Origin of the sequence: Verrucosispora sp. WMMA2044 (assembly GCF_027497155.1) — a bacterium.
Classification (GTDB): domain Bacteria; phylum Actinomycetota; class Actinomycetes; order Mycobacteriales; family Micromonosporaceae; genus Micromonospora; species Micromonospora palythoicola.
On the sequence record NZ_CP114913.1, the window covers coordinates 5,154,046 to 5,169,873 of the forward strand.

General features: G+C 72.5%; 18 protein-coding genes. 10 read left to right on the top strand and 8 right to left on the bottom strand.

The genetic code is table 11. The annotated features are described in order from the left end of the window. Nucleotides 1-1,084 precede the first annotated feature (1,084 nt). The 3 genes from O3597_RS23410 (at nucleotide 1,085) to O3597_RS23420 (ending at nucleotide 3,882) form a co-directional block, all read left to right on the top strand. Nucleotides 1,085-1,525: a hypothetical protein gene (locus tag O3597_RS23410; RefSeq protein WP_281602405.1), complete on the top strand. Its 441-nt coding sequence runs from the start codon at nucleotides 1,085-1,087 to the stop codon at nucleotides 1,523-1,525. 174 nt (nucleotides 1,526-1,699) lie between these two features. Then, the gene (locus O3597_RS23415) at nucleotides 1,700-3,175 is read left to right on the top strand and encodes a DEAD/DEAH box helicase (RefSeq protein WP_235944545.1); all 1,476 of its coding nucleotides are present in this window, start codon (nucleotides 1,700-1,702) and stop codon (nucleotides 3,173-3,175) included. A 77-nt stretch (nucleotides 3,176-3,252) separates the two neighbouring features. Beyond that, nucleotides 3,253-3,882, top strand: a complete 630-nt coding sequence (locus O3597_RS23420) for a putative glycolipid-binding domain-containing protein (RefSeq protein WP_164446538.1) — start codon at nucleotides 3,253-3,255, stop codon at nucleotides 3,880-3,882. Nucleotides 3,883-3,898: 16 nt separating this feature from the next. Here the strand turns inward: O3597_RS23420 and O3597_RS23425 are convergent, their stop codons facing one another. After that, nucleotides 3,899-4,990: a PLP-dependent cysteine synthase family protein gene (locus O3597_RS23425; RefSeq protein ID WP_281602406.1), complete on the bottom strand. Its 1,092-nt coding sequence runs from the start codon at nucleotides 4,988-4,990 to the stop codon at nucleotides 3,899-3,901. Nucleotides 4,991-5,028: 38 nt separating this feature from the next. Beyond that, nucleotides 5,029-5,487, bottom strand: a complete 459-nt coding sequence (locus O3597_RS23430) for an Lrp/AsnC family transcriptional regulator (RefSeq protein WP_269740293.1) — start codon at nucleotides 5,485-5,487, stop codon at nucleotides 5,029-5,031. Between the two features lie 268 nt (nucleotides 5,488-5,755). Here O3597_RS23430 and O3597_RS23435 point away from each other — a divergent pair, with 268 nt between their 5' ends. Further along, nucleotides 5,756-6,025, top strand: a complete 270-nt coding sequence (locus O3597_RS23435; RefSeq protein WP_099847941.1) for a BldC family transcriptional regulator — start codon at nucleotides 5,756-5,758, stop codon at nucleotides 6,023-6,025. Between the two features lie 27 nt (nucleotides 6,026-6,052). Here the strand turns inward: O3597_RS23435 and O3597_RS23440 are convergent, their stop codons facing one another. After that, the gene (locus tag O3597_RS23440) at nucleotides 6,053-6,682 is read right to left on the bottom strand and encodes a UbiX family flavin prenyltransferase (RefSeq protein WP_164446544.1); all 630 of its coding nucleotides are present in this window, start codon (nucleotides 6,680-6,682) and stop codon (nucleotides 6,053-6,055) included. A 158-nt stretch (nucleotides 6,683-6,840) separates the two neighbouring features. On the opposite strand from O3597_RS23440, the gene O3597_RS23445 reads away from it, so the two are divergent. Continuing rightward, nucleotides 6,841-7,881: a terpene synthase gene (locus tag O3597_RS23445; protein ID WP_281602407.1), complete on the top strand. Its 1,041-nt coding sequence runs from the start codon at nucleotides 6,841-6,843 to the stop codon at nucleotides 7,879-7,881. Nucleotides 7,882-7,921: 40 nt separating this feature from the next. Here O3597_RS23445 and mqnP read toward each other — a convergent pair whose 3' ends face one another. Together mqnP and O3597_RS23455 are read right to left on the bottom strand one after the other, a co-directional pair. Beyond that, a complete protein-coding gene (gene mqnP / locus O3597_RS23450; RefSeq protein WP_281602408.1) occupies nucleotides 7,922-8,839 on the bottom strand; it encodes a menaquinone biosynthesis prenyltransferase MqnP in 918 nt (305 codons plus the stop codon). Next, on the bottom strand, nucleotides 8,839-10,299 hold the full coding sequence (locus O3597_RS23455; protein ID WP_281602409.1) for a menaquinone biosynthesis decarboxylase: 1,461 nt from the start codon (nucleotides 10,297-10,299) through the stop codon (nucleotides 8,839-8,841). The genes mqnP and O3597_RS23455 overlap by 1 nt, the downstream gene beginning before the upstream one ends. A gap of 180 nt (nucleotides 10,300-10,479) precedes the next feature. On the opposite strand from O3597_RS23455, the gene O3597_RS23460 reads away from it, so the two are divergent. Beyond that, a complete protein-coding gene (locus O3597_RS23460; protein WP_281602410.1) occupies nucleotides 10,480-11,892 on the top strand; it encodes a hypothetical protein in 1,413 nt (470 codons plus the stop codon). Nucleotides 11,893-12,075: 183 nt separating this feature from the next. On the opposite strand, the gene O3597_RS23465 is transcribed toward O3597_RS23460, so the two are convergent. Then, nucleotides 12,076-12,636, bottom strand: a complete 561-nt coding sequence (locus tag O3597_RS23465; protein ID WP_281602411.1) for a carboxymuconolactone decarboxylase family protein — start codon at nucleotides 12,634-12,636, stop codon at nucleotides 12,076-12,078. A 64-nt stretch (nucleotides 12,637-12,700) separates the two neighbouring features. On the opposite strand from O3597_RS23465, the gene O3597_RS23470 reads away from it, so the two are divergent. Next, nucleotides 12,701-13,177: a MarR family winged helix-turn-helix transcriptional regulator gene (locus tag O3597_RS23470; RefSeq protein WP_164446550.1), complete on the top strand. Its 477-nt coding sequence runs from the start codon at nucleotides 12,701-12,703 to the stop codon at nucleotides 13,175-13,177. Here O3597_RS23470 and O3597_RS23475 read toward each other — a convergent pair. Beyond that, a complete protein-coding gene (locus O3597_RS23475; RefSeq protein WP_164446551.1) occupies nucleotides 13,167-13,361 on the bottom strand; it encodes a DUF397 domain-containing protein in 195 nt (64 codons plus the stop codon). The genes O3597_RS23470 and O3597_RS23475 overlap by 11 nt on opposite strands. After that, entirely contained in the window at nucleotides 13,349-14,140 is a 792-nt protein-coding gene (locus O3597_RS23480; RefSeq protein WP_309246231.1) for a helix-turn-helix transcriptional regulator, read from the bottom strand. The genes O3597_RS23475 and O3597_RS23480 overlap by 13 nt, the downstream gene beginning before the upstream one ends. Before the next feature lie 222 nt (nucleotides 14,141-14,362). Between O3597_RS23480 and O3597_RS23485 the strand changes: the two genes are divergently transcribed. From O3597_RS23485 to O3597_RS23495, 3 genes are all read left to right on the top strand, one after another. Continuing rightward, the gene (locus O3597_RS23485; protein ID WP_281602412.1) at nucleotides 14,363-14,635 is read left to right on the top strand and encodes a hypothetical protein; all 273 of its coding nucleotides are present in this window, start codon (nucleotides 14,363-14,365) and stop codon (nucleotides 14,633-14,635) included. A 225-nt stretch (nucleotides 14,636-14,860) separates the two neighbouring features. Further along, entirely contained in the window at nucleotides 14,861-15,496 is a 636-nt protein-coding gene (locus O3597_RS23490; RefSeq protein WP_281604620.1) for an endonuclease V, read from the top strand. An 85-nt stretch (nucleotides 15,497-15,581) separates the two neighbouring features. Beyond that, on the top strand, nucleotides 15,582-15,791 hold the full coding sequence (locus tag O3597_RS23495) for a hypothetical protein (RefSeq protein ID WP_164446553.1): 210 nt from the start codon (nucleotides 15,582-15,584) through the stop codon (nucleotides 15,789-15,791). Nucleotides 15,792-15,828: the final 37 nt, after the last annotated feature.

Genomic DNA, 15,828 nt, shown 5'->3' on the forward strand with positions numbered 1-15,828 from the left:
CTCGGACCGAACGGTCGATGAACCGGCCGAACCTGTTGCTCAACCGCCGACCTCCCGCCCGAGCGCGGACGTCGTCGGCCAGTCGGCAGGTCCGGCCCGGGGTCGGGCGGGCGTCGCCAGGGTTACAGCACCCGGCGACGTGGCTCACGGGCAGCCACCGGCAGGCCCCGGATCGACCGTGACGGGCGGGGGCACCACGTACCGGGCCGCCGCCGGACCGGTGGGCACGAGCGAGGCGCACCAGCACCCGGCAGCACCGAAAGCGGCACGGGCCAGCGTTCGGGTACCCAACCTCAGCCCGGTGAGCGTGGACGAGGCGCAGTCCGCTGGAGGCGGCGGCAAGGCAGCGGGTGTCTATCGCTCCACTCCGGCTCAGGTGGCCACTCCGGCTCAGGTGGTCGGGCCGGCCGGACCGGAGCCGGTCGAGCCGCCCGAGCCCGACCGGCCGCCCGAGCCGGCCGAACCGCCCACGCCACCCGCGCCCGAGCCGGAACCGGCACCCCATCCCCCGGTGCCCGGCCCGATTCCACCCGGACCGACTCCACCGTCGCCGGCACCGCCCTCGCCGGCGCCGGCACCACCGACGCCCGGCCCGTACCCGCCGGGACCGGCCCCGGTTCCGCCGCCCACCCCGCGTCCCGCACCACCAGTGCCGGGTCCGCCGACACCGCCGCCCGGTCCGCCCGTGCCGGCGCCGCCACCGCCACCGGGTCCGCTGCCGGCACCGCCGTTCCCGCCCCCACCGGCCACCGCCGGCGTCATCGGGCTCGCACCGGCGACCGCCGACCCCACCCGCGCGACGCCGGCCGCCGACATCCGCGCGACGCCGGCCGCCGAGTCCCGAAGTGTTCCGTCCGCCGGACCTCGCGAGCCCGACGCGGCTCCGGTCGTGCCGGCGCCGGCGCTGCCCGTCTGGCCGCCGCCGACGAATCCCGCCGGCCGCCGAGACGAGCCTGCGCCCAGTTCGCCGGGGGTCGTGCCCCGGCCTTCGTCCCGTCCCGGGCTGCGCCCGGGCTCCGGCGGGTCGCTCGCGGCGGTGGGCCCGCCGGGCGCTGATTCGGATGCGACGCGAACCCCGAGCAGCATGGCCGGAACCGCCGCGTGGGTCGGGACGCCCGCGACCGCATCGCCGCCGGGCGTCGGGGCAGCCGGCGAGACGGAGCGCACCCACCGGCCGGCCGAAGCGGCGCAGGCGCACCGGCCGGCCGGGCCAGCGCCGACACAGCGTCCCGGCGGTTCCGACCTGAGCGCGTACTACGCCGGGCTGGAGAGTTCGGCGACGGTGGCGTTCCCGGCCGGTGACCAGGAGACCTCCGGCTCGTTGACCGGGCACATCCTGGCCCAGGGTTGGGCGGACACGGCGGCCGAGCGGTCCCGTGGCACCCTCCGGGTCGTGATCCTGATGGCGGTCGCGCTGGGGGTGCTGGTGGCGATCAGTGTCCTTGTGGTGCTGTTCGCGAACGACGCGCTGCCCAGCGCGAGCGGTGGCCTGCCGGACGACCGACGGCTTGTGGATCGTTGGTGAGTCCGCCCACTACCCGGCTCCGGGCACGGGCGGGCAGGCGCCGACCGCCGTACACTGGTCGCTGATCATTGACCTGGCGCGTGACCACGCGCCCATGGGCGTTCTTGCGGAAGATCCGGCGGCCACGGCCGCAGCGGGACATCGCGAAGATGCGCCCCGCTTGAAAGGCATTTCTTGACCACCTCCGCTGACCTCGGCATGCCCCCGTTCTCCCCCGACCTCCCCGCCGCGCCGCGACCGGCCGGCTCGACCGCACCGGTCACCTTCGACTCGCTCGGGCTTCCCCGGCAGTTGGTCCGGGTCCTGGACCGACAGGGCATCACCACTCCGTTCGAGATCCAACAGGCCACCGTGCCGGACGCGCTCGCCGGACGCGACGTGCTGGGCCGTGGGCAGACCGGCTCCGGCAAGACCCTCGCCTTCGGGCTGCCGTTGCTGGCCCGGATCGCCGCCGGTGAGCGGGCCCGCCCCCGGCATCCACGGGCGCTCGTGCTGGTGCCCACCCGGGAACTGGCCATGCAGGTCAACGACGCGCTGCTGCCGCTGGGCAAGGCCGTCGGCGTGTTCCTCAAGACCGCCGTCGGCGGGGTGCCGTACGACCGGCAGATCGATGCCCTGCGGCGCGGCGTCGAGGTGGTGGTGGCCACCCCGGGTCGGCTCGCCGACCTGATCGACCGGGGCGTCTGCCAGCTCGACGACGTCGAGATCACCGTGCTCGACGAGGCCGACCAGATGGCCGACATGGGTTTCCTGCCCGAGGTCACCGAGCTGTTGGCGAAGACGCCGGCGGACGCGCAGCGACTGCTCTTCTCGGCCACTCTCGACGGTGACGTCGACGCGCTGGTGCGGCGGTTCATGACCGATCCGGTCACCCACTCGACCGCACCGCCGACCGCAGCCGTGTCCACGATGGACCACCACCTGCTGCTCATCCCGCCGCAGGAGAAGTTCCCGGTCACCGCGTCGATTGCCGCGCGATCGGGCCGGACCATCGTGTTCGCCCGGACCCAGTTGGGCGTGGACCGGCTGGTCACCCAGCTCGCCGCCGTGGGCGTACGGGCCGGTGGGCTGCACGGGGGCAAGACCCAGCGGATGCGTACCCGCACCCTGGCGGAGTTCCGCGAGGGACGCACCAACGTCCTGGTCGCCACCGACGTCGCGGCGCGGGGCATCCACGTCGACGGGGTATCCCTGGTGCTGCACGTCGACCCGCCCAAGGACCCGAAGGACTACCTGCACCGCGCGGGGCGTACCGCCCGGGCCGGTGAGACCGGTGCGGTGGCCACCCTGGTGCTGCCGAAGCAGCGCCGCACCACCCTGGCGATGCTGGAGAAGGCCGGTGTGGAGCCGGCCCAGTCCCGGGTACGCGTCGGCGACCCGGTGCTGGCTGAGCTGACCGGGGCACGGGAGCCGAGCGGCGTGCCGGTGCGCGACGAGCCGGAGCCGCAGTCCCGGCGTGGCAGCCGGCCGGGTGGCCCCCGTCGCTTCGGCGACCGGCCTGGCGGCGAGCGCCGGTACCACGACCACCCGCGCGGCGAGCGCCGCTTCGGCGGTGATCGCAACGGTTGGTCGGAGGGCCGGAGCACGCACGACCGGCCCCGCGAGGACCGGCGCGGTACGGGCGGCCGAGCGCGGGCCCGCAGCTACTGACCGCGGCGCTCCGCTCGCGGTGCTGATCTTCGGCGCATACGCTGCCCGGCTCCGCCGGGTGGCGTAACGTCCGGCTCATGCCGACCACGCCGAAGTCACTGTTGTGGACCCGTACGGACACCGCCGGTGCCGAGCACGCCCTGGTCGACGACGGCCACGGCCTGACGGCGCAGGGCACCCAGTTGGCCGTCGACCCGGTGCCCTACACGTGCCGCTACCAGGTGACCACCGACACCGACTGGGCCAGTGTCCGGCTCGAGGTCGAGGTCGAGGGAGCCGGGTGGCGGCGCAGCGTACGGCTGGAACGGGCGACCCAGCGGTGGCGGGTGACCGCCGCGGAGCAGGGTGATCTCGACGCGGTCCTGACCGCCGCCGGGCACGCCCCGGCCGGGCTGCCCGGCGTGGAGGATCCGGATCGGCTGGCCGACGCCCTGGACGTGGATCTGGGCGGCTCACCGCTGTTCAACACCCTGCCGCTGCGCCGGCTCGGCCTGAACACGGCACCCCCCGACACCGCCCACTCGATAAGCGTGGCCTGGGTGCTGCTGCCCAGCCTCACCGTGCTCCCCACCGAGCAGGTGTACACCGGGCTGGGCCCGAACCGCTTCCGGTACGCCAGCGGCGGCTTCAGCGCCGAGGTCGAGGTGGACCCGGAAGGCTACGTGCTGCGCTATCCCGGTCTGGCCGAGCGCGCCGCCACCCGCTGACGGTCTGGTCGGGCGGTCAGACCGGCCAGGAGCCGTCGGTCAGGAAGCGGTCGACGGTGGCCAGGTGCGGGGTCAGGTCGAGGCCCTGCCCGGCCACCCACTCGTCGGCGTAGTAGGTGTCGGCGTACCGGTCGCCCGCGTCGCAGATCAGGGTGACCACCGAGCCCGTCCGGCCGGCGGCCAGCAGTTCGGCGATCAGGCCGAAGGCACCCCACAGGTTGGTGCCGGTCGATCCGCCCACCCGCCGGCCCAGCACCGCCGAGGCGGCTCGCATGGCCGCCAGCGAGGCCGCGTCGGGTACCTGCATCATCCGGTCCACCACCGAGGGCAGGAACGACGCCTCGACCGTCGGGCGGCCGATGCCCTCGATCCGCGAGCCCCGGCCGGTACGCACCGACCAGTCGGCCGCCTGCCAGGCCGGGTAGAACGCGGAGTTCTCCGGGTCGACCACGCAGAGCATGGTGGGCAGCCGCCGGTACCGGGCGTACCGGCCGATGGTGGCGCTGGTGCCGCCGGTGCCCGCGCCGACCACGATCCAGGCCGGAATCGGATGCCGTTCCAGGGCGAGCTGGGCGTAGATCGACTCGGCGATGTTGTTGTTGCCCCGCCAGTCGGTGGCCCGCTCCGCGTAGGTGAACTGGTCCATGTAGTGCCCGCCGGAGTCCTCGGCGAGCCAGCGAGCCTCGATGACCACCTTCGCCGGGTCCTGGACCAGATGGCACCGGCCGCCCTGGAACTCGATCTGGGCGATCTTCTCCGGCGAGGTGGAGGCGGGCATCACCGCGATGAAGGGCAGTCCCAGCATCCGGGCGAAGTACGCCTCGGAAACCGCCGTGGAGCCGGACGACGCCTCGATGATCGTGGTACCCGGCCCGATCCAGCCGTTGCAGAGCCCGTACAGGAACAGCGAGCGGGCCAGTCGGTGCTTCAGCGACCCGGTCGGATGCACCGACTCGTCCTTGAGGTAGAGGTCGATCCCCCAGTGCCGGGGCAGCGGGAACGGCAGCAGGTGGGTGTCGGCGGACCGGTTCGCGTCCGCCTCCACGGCCGCGATCGCCTCGGTCACCCACCGCCGGCTGACCTCGTCGCACCGGTCGAGATGAGTCACGCCCGGAAACCTAGCAAGGCGAACCGCGGAGCCGGGCCTCAGGCCGTCGGCGGAGCGACCGGCTGCGGCCGGTTCTCCCACTTGGTCGACAACGCGATGCCGGTACGGGTGGAGGCGACCCCGGGTGTCCGGTTCAGCCGTACGATCAGCTGCTCCAGCTCGGCGATGGTGCCCACCCGGGCCTTGAGCAGAAAGGACTCGACGCCGGCCATGAAGTAGCAGGACTCGATCTCGGGCATGGCCCGGAACGCCTCCAGCACGTCGTCGGTGTCCGCCCCGGAGTCCTCCACGATGCCGATCAGCGCGGTCACGCCCAACCCGATGGTTTCCGGCTCGACCTCGGCGCGGTACGCCCGGATGACGCCCCCGGACTCCAGCTTCCCGACCCTTTCGTGCACTGCCGGAGCGGAAAGGCCGACCTGGCGGGCCAGTTCGGCGTACGACAGGCGGGCGTTGCCACGGAGCAGGTCCACGAGGTTGAGGTCGATGGCGTCCACGGACTGTGACCCTAGTCGGCGGGGCGGGGCAGCCGGACTCCGGTATCCGTTTGATCTGGCAGGGGGTGACAGTTCGCATACCCGGGGTTCGGAGGGCGCGACGCCGGTACCATTTACTAACTTCCCACTCAGTGCGTTTTTCGCGTTTGGCGGACACGCCAGGTCGCTGGTGCTGTAATTGCCATACGTCCCTCATGACGGCTCTGGGCTCGCACCGGCCGGGGGCAGTGTGTTCAGCCGGGGGCTTCGTCGATGCGAGGAGGGGGCTGTGGACACTGGAGATCGCCTGCTGACACCGGGTGAAGTCGCCGCACTGTTTCGGGTGGACCCGAAAACCGTGACGCGATGGGCGGCGGCGGGCCGGATCGGGAGCATCCGGACTCCAGGAGGGCATCGCCGGTTTCGGGAATCCGAGGTGCGGGCCCTGCTTGAAGGGGAGGGCATGCTGGACGAGGCGGACGAGATGGGTAGACCGCGTAATGCGGGCCCGACCGCTTCGACCGGCCCTGCCGGCCCGGCAAACGCCGGCATGTACTGAATTGCGGGTCGGGGCGCGGACCGGCCGTCAGGTCCGGTCCGCGTTCAATTTTCCGGCCCACCGCTTGAACAGGGTGTGCGGTACGTCGAGGGCGTCGAGCACCTTACCCGCCACGAAATCCACCAGCTGGGCCGCGGAGGCGGCGGCACCCGCGCCGTAGAAGCCGGGGCTGGCCGGGAGCACCACCGCGCCGGCGTCATGCAGCGCGATCAGGTGTTCCAGGTGGCTGCGGGTCACCGGCGTCTCCCGGGGCACCACGACCACCCGCCGACGTTCCTTGAGGTTCACCTCGGCGGCCCGCTGCAACAGGTCCTTGGACAGACCGATCGCGATGCCGGCGCAGGCCGCCGTGCTGGCCGGCACCACCACCATCCCGCGTACCGGGTAGGAGCCGCTGCTCGGGCCGGCGGCAAGGTCACCGGCGGGCCAGTGGCGCAGGTCCGCTGTGGCCACCTCCCGCCCCAGCCAGGCGGCCAGGTCTTCGGCCCAGTGAGCGTCCCGGAACGGCCGTCCGGTCTCGTCCAGCACGGTCAGCCGGGCGGCCCGGGAGACGATCAGGTCCACCGGCTCCCCGGCGTCGAGCAACCCGCGTACGACTGCGGCCGCGTACGGCGTGCCGGATGCCCCGGACACCCCGACCACCCATGGTTCGCGCATGCCATCAGCCTGCCTGGTCACCGCGGGCGCCGGACGGGCACCCCGGGAAGCGTGTCCGAGGTGCCCATGATCGTCGAGGCTGCGCCGTTACGCCACCGATGCCCGGCCGGTCTGCGCGGGCCATCGGGAGCTGGCATGCTGCCGGGGACGAAAGCACCGTGGGGGCCGACCGGAAGGATGTGGAGATCATCTCGTCGTCGGCCGGCTCCACCCGCCACATCCTGCCGTCGCTGCGTGCCGCCTGCCCGATCGCGCCGCAGCTCTCCCCGTACGCCGATGACGTGCAGGAGTGGCTGGTGTCCGAGCTGCCGCTGGACGCGCCGACGCGGGAGCGGCTGGGGCGGGCCGGTTTCGCCCGCTACGCGGGGCGGCTCTATCCCGATGCCACCGAAGCCGACCTGCGCACCCTGACCGCGCTGTTCACCTGGTTCTTCCTGGTCGACGACGCCTGCGACGGGCCCGAGCGGGTCGGCCTGGACGAGATCCGGGCCTTGCGCGACGGCGCGGTCGCGCTGCTGCGCGGCGGTCCCCGGCTGCGGCACCCGGGGTTGGCCGGTCCGCTGCGCCGGCTGCTGGTCGGTGCCTGGCGGGAGCCGCACCGCCGGATGCCGGCCCGCTGGCGGTTGCGCTTCGCCGACGCGGTCGCCCACCACCTCGACGGCACCTGGCAGGAGGCGGTCAACAAGGCCACCGGCCACGCGCCCGCCGTCGAGGAGTACGTCGAGCTGCGCCGGGCGACCTCGGCGGCGTACGTGTCGTATCCGCTCGTGGAGTTCGTCGCCGGCCGGTCGCTGCCCGAGCCGGTCTACCACCACCCACGGCTGAGTCAGCTTCGCGACGTCGGCAACGACCTGCTCTCCTGGTACAACGACATCGCGTCGCTGGACCGGGACGTGGCCACCTCCGGCGGGCACAACCTGGTGCTGGCGCTGGCCACGGCACACCGCGTGCCGATACCCGCCGCCGTCGAGCTGGCGGCGCGGCATTGGCACGAGTCGATGCGCCGCTTGGTCGCCCTGCGCGCCACGATGCCCTCGTTCGGCCCGGCGCTGGACCCTGCCGTCGCCGCCCACCTCGACGGGGTGGCCCGGGCCGTCCGCGGCACCATCGACTGGACCATGGAGAGCGCCCGCTACGCCGTGTCGGGCGGCAGGTCGTCGGGCGCCCACGCCGAGCCGGCCGGCTGGTCCGGCGCGTAGGCCGAGCCGGTCGGCCCAGCCGGTGAGCCGAGCCGGTCGGTCAGGCGCGCAGGCCGAGCCGGACGACCAGGTCGAGCAGGGCGAAGGCGAACAACGCGATGCCGACGAAGCCGTTCGCGGTGAAGAACGCCCGGTTGACCCGGCTCAGGTCGGTCGGCGTGACCACCAGGTGCTGGTAGCCGAAGGCGACCGCGGTGAGGGCCAGTCCGATCCACCAGAGCCAGCCGAAGCCGATGAGCACGCCGAACCAGCCGAACAACGCGAAGGTGACCACGTGCGCGACGGTGGAGGCGTGCAGGGCGAAGCGCAGGCCGTAGCGGGCCGGCACGCTGTGCACGCCGATCTCGCGGTCGACCTCGGCGTCCTGGCAGGCGTAGATCAGGTCGAATCCACCGATCCACAGGCCGACGGCGGCACCGAGCAGCCAGGCCGGTCCCGAGCCGGCGAAGGTGCCGGTCACCGCGAGCCAGGCGCCGACCGGGCCGACCATCTGTGCGACGGCCAGGATGGCGTGCGGCCAGTTGGTGAACCGCTTGCCGTACGGGTAGACCACAAGCGGCACCACGGCCAGCGGCGCGAGCGCCAGGACGAGCGGGTTGAGCAGGGCGGCGGCGACCAGGAAGACCACCAGCGCCACGCCCGCGCCGGTCCAGGCCGTCCGCAGGCTCACCGCCCCGGTCACCAGTTCCCGGTTGGCGGTACGTGGATTCCGCGCGTCGATCCGGCGATCCAGGATCCGGTTCGCGGCCATGGCGAACGTCCGCGCCCCCACCATCGCCACGGTGATCAGCAGCAGGTCCAGCCACCGCACCCGCCCTCCGTTGACCTGCATCGCGGTCAACGCCGACAGGTACGCGAACGGCAGCGCGAACACCGAGTGCTCGATCGCCACGAGCTTGAGGAAGGACTTCACGCGCCCGGGGCGCTCGGTCGGCTGCGCAGCGGCGGCGGTCGCCATCAGATGCCGTACTCCTTCCAGCGCTTGTCGACCAGGGAGACGACCTCGGGGGCCATGGTCATCTCCTCGGGCCAGCCCCGGTGGTAACCCTCCTCCGGGAGCTTGCGGGTGGCGTCGATGCCGGCCTTGCCACCCCAGAACTGCTGGTACGACGAATGATCCAGGTGGTCCACCGGGCCCTCGGTGAGCAGCAGGTCCCGGGCGTAGTCGACGTTGCCGAACGCGCGGAAGGCGACCTCGCGGTAGTCGTGCACGTCGCAGTCCTCGTCGACGATCACGATCAGCTTGGTCAGCGACATCATGTGCGCGCCCCAGATCGCGTTCATCACCTTCTGGGCGTGCTTCGGGTAGCGCTTGCGGATCGACACGATCGCGCAGTTGTGGAAGACACCGGCGGCCGGCAGGTCGTAGTCGACGATGTCCGGGATCAGGAACCGCAGCAGCGGCGCGAAGATCCGCTCGGTGGCCTTACCGAGGCCGTGGTCCTCCTGCGGCGGCTTCGAGGTGACGATCGAGTGGTAGACCGGGTCGCGTTGCGTGGTCATCGCCTCGACGTGCAGCACCGGGAACGGCTCGACCGGGGTGTAGAAGCCGGTGTGGTCGCCGAACGGGCCCTCCGGCAGCCGCTCACCCGGCTCCAGGTAGCCCTCCAGCACCACCTGGGCGTGCGCCGGCACCTGCAACGGCACGGTCAGGCAGTCGACCATCTCCACCCGTTCGCCGCGCAGGAAGCCGGCGAACAGGTACTCGTCGATGTCGGCCGGCAGCGGCGCGCTGGAGGCGTAGCTGACCACCGGGTCGCAGCCGATGGCGATGGCGACCGGCAGCCGCTGGCCGAGCCGCTCGGCGACGGCGTGGTGCGCGGTGGAGTTCTTGTGGATCTGCCAGTGCATGCCGAGCGTGTTGTGGCTGTGCTGCTGGAGCCGGTAGAGGCCCAGGTTCCGCTTGCCGGTCTCCGGATGCTTGGTGTGGGTCAGCCCGAAGTTGTGGAAGATCCCACCGTCGCCCGGCCACACCTGGAGCCCGGGCAGCCGGTTCAGGTCGACGTCGTCACCCCGGTAGACCACCTGCTGGCAGGGGGCGGTCCTGACCTTCTTCGGCGGCATCGAAGTGAGCTGCATGACCTTGCCCAGGCCGCCCATCATGCCGGAGAAGCCCACCGGCAGTTCCGGCTTGAGCATCTCACCGATCCGGTTGCCGATCTCGTCCAGCGACTCGACGCCGAGCGCCATCGCGGTGCGCTTCTCGGTGCCGAACAGGTTGATCGCCACCGGCATCTCACCCCGGGTGGGCTGCTCGAACAGCAGCGCCGGCCCGTCGGCCCGCACCGTCCGGGTGACGATCTCGCTGATCTCCAGCGTCGGGTCGACCGGGACGCCGACGCGCCGCAGTTCACCCGCGCGCTCCAGCGCCGCGAGGAAGTCCTTCAGATCGGTGTACGGGAAGCCACGAGCCGCCATGCCCGCAAGTCTCCCGCACCGCCCGACCGGCCTGCCAAGCGCGGGCGGACTTTCGGTCGGGGATCACCTCGCACGGGGCATCGGGTGTCGCACTCCAGATCTAAGCTCATGACTCCCGACCGGCGCCTGGCGCGCAGGGCGCCGGTGTGCCGTCGCGGGTCCCTCGGTTGAAGGAGTCAGATGCGATCTGTGCGTAGTCCGCGCGTCCGGGCGGGGCGGTCCGCCGTGGCGCTGGCGGTCGCCGCCTCGGCCGTGGCGTTCGGAGCCTCGGCCCACGCCGAGACCGGGTCCGGTTGGTTCCAGGCCCAGCTCGACGATGTGGTGATCGGGGCCTCCGGGGCTCCGGGCAAGGTCAAGCCCCTCTACGTGTACGCGCAGGACACGGTGAACCCCCGGGTCGTGGTCGACCTGAGCGATCTGGCCGGCGTCGCCACCGCCGAGTTCCCTGCCTGGTGCACCGCCGCCGGCACCCAGATCACCTGCCCGCTCCCGCCGGATGTCGACCCGACCGCCAGCCTCCAGGCCGGCAGCATCCCGGTGCTGTTCCGGCCAGCGGACGGCGCCACCCGGGGCGACAGCGCCAGCGTCGTCTACCAGGCGTTGGCCGACAACGCCGAGCCCTCGGTGGCGACGGCGACGGTCTCCGTCAGCAACGGAGCGGATCTGGTCAACCTGGGCGACGGCCGGGTGGACAGCGCCGCCGTCGGCGACCGGTTGGCCGCACCGATCCGGCTCACCAACCTCGGCAACCGGACCAGCCGGGGAGTCAGGGTCACCTTCACCCTCTCCTCCGGGCTGACCCCGTCCACCTGGTCGAACTGCTGGTACGCGCCGCTCACCGGGCACCGCACCTCGGTCGTCTGCGACCTCACCGGGCGGGTCCGGCCGGGGACGACGATGGAGGTGCCGGGCGGCTTCGGCTTCGAGATCGGCAGCTCGGCGTACGCCGGGGAGAGCCTCGACCAGTTCGTCGAGCCGCTGGCCGGTGCCGCGCCGCTGCCGGAGCAGCTCGGCTACCAGCGTCCGGAGGGCGGCACCGAGCTGAAGCTACGACCCAGCCGGACCACGTCCACGGCGGCCCGCGCCCTGACCAGGGAGATCGATCCGAGCGACAACTGGGCGTCCTTCTACGTCGACGACGTGCCGAACAGCCTGGACCTGGCCGCTCTGGCGGAGCCGGTCGTCGGCCCGGTCGACGGTTCGGCGGTCCTGCGGGCCGGAGTTCGCAACAACGGTGCCGGCAGCCTCGACGACTTCCGCAGCGGCGGAGGCGAGGTGGCGCCCTTCTACCTGAAGGTGCCGGCCGGGGTGACCGTGGAGTCGGTGCCCGCGTCCTGTTTCGCCCTGTACGAGTCGGAGGACGGTTGGTACGGCGGCGAGCCGCTGCTCGGTGCCACCCGGTACCGCTGCGCGGTGCCCAGCTCGGTATTCGCCGCCGGCGAGACCTACCAGGTGGACTTCGGTGTCCGGATCACCGCCGCGGGCGGCGAGGCCGGCGCGGTGAGCCTGAACGCCCCCGGGCCGTACCGGTCCTGGTGGGATGACGACGCCGACAACGACGAGGTGGCGGTCGTCGTGTACGCCCAGTCCTGAACGTGCTGGTTCGCGCCCCGAGGCCGACCTGGTCGCGTCGGACCCAGCCCAGGCGAGCCTCGCCTGGGCTGGGTCCGGGCCTGTCGAGCTGAGAGCGTGAACGGATCGCGGGGGCACCGCCATCCGGCAGATTTCGCGATGCTTGCTCCGCCCAAGCCGGGCGCACCCCCGGCCCCGCCCCGGTCAGGCAGCCGGCTGCCACGCGTACGCGGTCAGGGGCGGGTCGATCGGTGCCCGGGTGAGCCGGTTGGCGAAGGTGGAGATGGTGTACGTGCCGACGCCGAGCACCACGTCCAGGGCGTGCCGGGGCTGGTAGCCGGCAGCCAGGAAGGCGGCCAGCTCCGCGTCGGGCACCGCGCCCCGGTTGTCGAGCACGGCCAGGGTGAAGCACCGCAGCGCCTCCAGCCGCTCGTCGGGCAGCGTCGCTCCCGCACGCAGCGCGTCGATCAGCTCGGCGGCGGCGCCGTGCCGGACGAGGGTGGCGGTGTGCATGGCCACGCAGAGGTGGCATTCGTTGCGGCCGGCGACCGTGAGCACCACGACCTCCCGCTGGATCGGGTCCAGCGCGCAGCTCTCGAAGCTGGCGTTCGCGGTCAGGAAGCCGGTGAGCAGTTCGGGCGACTCGGCCATCAGGCCGACCGCGCCGGGCAGGTAACCGATCCTGCGGTGCACCCCGGCCATGGTGGGCCGGGCGGCCTCCGGAGCGGTGTCGACGGTGTGGGTGGTGAAGGCGTACGTGGACATGGTGACACCCCTTGCCGTAGTTTGGTCAACGTGGTTGACCAAACCGTAAACCAGGTTGTCGAAATTGCCAACGCCTGATCCCCCGCGCCCCGGCTTCGTGCTGCCGCTGCTGCTGCTTGCCGGTTTCCGGACGCTCATCGACGACCTGCACGCCGAGCTGGCCCGGCAGGGCCATCCGGAGTTGCGTCCGCTGCACGGATTCGTGCTCCAGGCCGTCGGCACCGACGGCACCACCGCCTCCGAACTGGGCAACCGACTGGGCGTCTCCAAGCAGGCCGCCGGCAAGACCGTCGACCGACTGGTCGCCCTCGGCTACCTGGAACGCGCCGACGACCCCCGCGACGCCCGGCGCAAGCTGGTCCGGCTGACCCCGTACGGGCTCGACGGGCTGCGCCGGTCGGCGGTCGTCTTCGACGAGCTGCGGCAGCGCTGGACGGAAGCGCTCGGCGCGGATCGGGTGGCCGCCATCGAGGACGACCTGCGGAGAGTCACCCCCGCCAACTGGTTCCGGCTCGACATCCCGGGTTGGTTCACCGGCTGACCGGGAGCACCTCCAGGAACGCCCGCCAGGCCGCCGGGCCGAAGGTCAGCACCGCGCCGTCGCGGTCCTTGCTGTCCCGGACCGCGACCAGGCCGGGCAGGTTGTCGGCCACCTCGACGCAGTCTCCGCCGTTGGTGCTGCTCCGGGTGCTGGTGCGCCACCGGGCGTCGGTCAGCTCCGCCATGACTCCGCCACCTCCGTCAACAACTCGATCGACTGCCGGGGCGGCAGCGCCTCGCCCTGGATCGCCTCCCAGGAGGCCCGGATCGCCAGCACGTCCTCGGTGTGGTCGATCACCTGCCCCTTGAGCTGATCGTCCAGATAGGCCACATCCTCCCCACCCGGAAGGGTAGCCAGCACGAAGGCCCCGGCGACACCCGGATACGCGCCGACCGAGGCGGGCACCACGTGCAGTCGTACCCGGGCGTGCTCGGTGGCCAGCTTGACCAGCCGCCACAGTTGCTCGCGCATCACCACCGGCCCACCGACCGGGCGGCGCAGCACGTGTTCATCGAGCACGGTGACCAGTTGCGGCGGTCGCTCGCCGGCGAGCACCGCCTGCCGGGCCAGTCGCGCCTCCACCCGCCGCTCCACCTCCGCGTCGTCGTAGAGGCCGACGCTGCGGAACAGCGCGCGGGCGTACGCCGAGGTTTGCAGCAGCCCCGGCACCACCGTGTTCTGGAACGAGCGCAGCACGGTGGCCTGCCGCTCGTTGGCCTCCCACTCCCGCATCCACTGCGGCGAACCGAGCCGGGCCAGCATCCGGACGAACGCGCCACCGGTGTCGAGCGCCGCGTCCGCCCGCTCCCAGAAGTCGGGTGGCGGCTTGCGCGCCTCGGTCTCCACCATGGCCACCGTGGACGGCGAGTAGTTGATCGCCCGAGCCAGCTCCTCCTGGGTCACCTTGCGCGCCGCCCGCATGTGCCGCAGCTCCTCGATCAGCACCCGCGACCGCTCGTCCACCCGCACCACTCCTCACCCACGTGTCCCGCGTTCTCACCGCCCTCACCGGCGGCCACGCCAGGCACACAGGGCGATCGATTGCCTTCCGAGCGTAGTCGGCATCTGGCCAGACTGTCCCCATCGGAACCGCCCGGATCCGACCCGAAAAGGACGGGCGCGACCGAAGCGGGGCCGTCCGGCACGTCGGCGACGGACGGCCCCGCCTCCAGAGGAGGTAGGCAGATGACCGCGCGGTTCCACGTACCGCTCCGGCCGCTCTGGCTGTGTCGAGCCTGCGCCGCACCGTGGCCCTGCGCCACCGCCCGGCTGGCCCTTCTCGCCGAGTACCGGGACAGCCACGTGGCCCTGTCGATCTACCTGGCCGGGACGCTGTACGACGCCGTCGACGACCTGTACCGCCTCAACCCGCACGACGCACCGAAGCCGGCCGCGCTGCACGACCGCTTCCTCGGCTGGGCCGCGCCCCGCGCACCCCGCCCACAACCCACCGACTGACCGCCCGGCCGTCGGGCCCTCGGGCCGTCGGGCCGTCGGCGACGACCTGTCAGGTACCGATTGGTCGTACGCTCGCACCTCATGACGACCGTCCCCGCCGACCGGCCTTGCTCCGACGACAAGCCGGCGGTGGTCGAGAAACCGGGCGCGTCGGCCGCCTCCGAGGGCCGGGGCGCTGAGGCCATCTCCGAGGGCCGGGGCGCGGCGGCCAGCTCGCCGATTTCCGTGGCGGAGGCGGAGCGGATTCAGCAGGAGTTGCGGCAGCGCCTCGACCTGGTTGACTGCCTGGACGCGGCGCCGAGGCTGGTCGCGGGTGTGGACGTGTCGTACCACAAGGACTCGCCCCGGATCGTCGCCGCCGCCGTGGTCATCGACCTGGCCGACGGTGCCGAGGTGGAGTCAGCCGTGGTACCCGGCCAGGTGAGCTTCCCGTACGTGCCGGGGCTGCTGGCCTTCCGGGAGGTGCCGATCCTGTTGACGGCGCTGGGCCGGCTCGACCACCAGCCCGAGGTGGTGGTCTGCGACGGGTACGGCGTCGCCCATCCCCGGCGGTTCGGGCTCGCCTGCCACCTGGGCGTGCTGACCGGGCTGCCCACCTTCGGGGTGGCGAAGACGCCCTTCGTCGGTGCGTACGACGAGCCGGGCACCCGGCGGGGCGACTGGTCGCCGCTGCGCGAGGGCGACGAGGTGCTGGGTCGGGTGCTGCGTACCCAGACCGACGTCAAGCCGGTGTTCGTCTCGGTCGGTCACCGCACCAGCCTCGACCTGGCGACCACGATCACGCTCGATCTGAGCCGCCGCTACCGCCTGCCCGAGGTGATCCGCCGAGCCGACTTCCTCTCCCGCCAAGCCCTCCGCTGACCGGGAAATGTCCAAGATCTCGACGCACCTGGGGGAAATCTCACCAGCAGTGGACCGGGACGGCGGGCGACGACAGCATTACGGCATGTCGGATGCGTACGTCGTGGGCCAGCCGGACGGGCTGTCGCCGCTACAGGTCGAGCTGCGCGACGCCATCGCCCGCGAGTTGCACGCACAGCTCGCACTGCGGTCCGAGCGCATCGAGCTGTCCGATGTACCGGAGGTCGCCTACCAGGTCACCCTGCGGGTGAGCGACACCCTGCACCGGCCGCTGTCGGCCCTAGATCCAAGCTGAGACGGCAGCATGGTGGCCATGGGTGCGCGCCTCACCG

Coding starts and splice junctions, on each gene's coding strand:
- O3597_RS23410 (WP_281602405.1), top strand. CDS start 1,085: ATGGCCGGAACCGCCGCGTGGGTCGGGACGCCCGCGACCGCATCGCCG.
- O3597_RS23420 (WP_164446538.1), top strand. CDS start 3,253: ATGCCGACCACGCCGAAGTCACTGTTGTGGACCCGTACGGACACCGCC.
- O3597_RS23440 (WP_164446544.1), bottom strand. CDS start 6,682: ATGCGCGAACCATGGGTGGTCGGGGTGTCCGGGGCATCCGGCACGCCG.
- mqnP (WP_281602408.1), bottom strand. CDS start 8,839: ATGGCGACCGCCGCCGCTGCGCAGCCGACCGAGCGCCCCGGGCGCGTG.
- O3597_RS23455 (WP_281602409.1), bottom strand. CDS start 10,299: ATGGCGGCTCGTGGCTTCCCGTACACCGATCTGAAGGACTTCCTCGCG.
- O3597_RS23460 (WP_281602410.1), top strand. CDS start 10,480: ATGCGATCTGTGCGTAGTCCGCGCGTCCGGGCGGGGCGGTCCGCCGTG.
- O3597_RS23465 (WP_281602411.1), bottom strand. CDS start 12,636: ATGTCCACGTACGCCTTCACCACCCACACCGTCGACACCGCTCCGGAG.
- O3597_RS23475 (WP_164446551.1), bottom strand. CDS start 13,361: ATGGCGGAGCTGACCGACGCCCGGTGGCGCACCAGCACCCGGAGCAGC.
- O3597_RS23485 (WP_281602412.1), top strand. CDS start 14,363: ATGACCGCGCGGTTCCACGTACCGCTCCGGCCGCTCTGGCTGTGTCGA.
- O3597_RS23495 (WP_164446553.1), top strand. CDS start 15,582: ATGTCGGATGCGTACGTCGTGGGCCAGCCGGACGGGCTGTCGCCGCTA.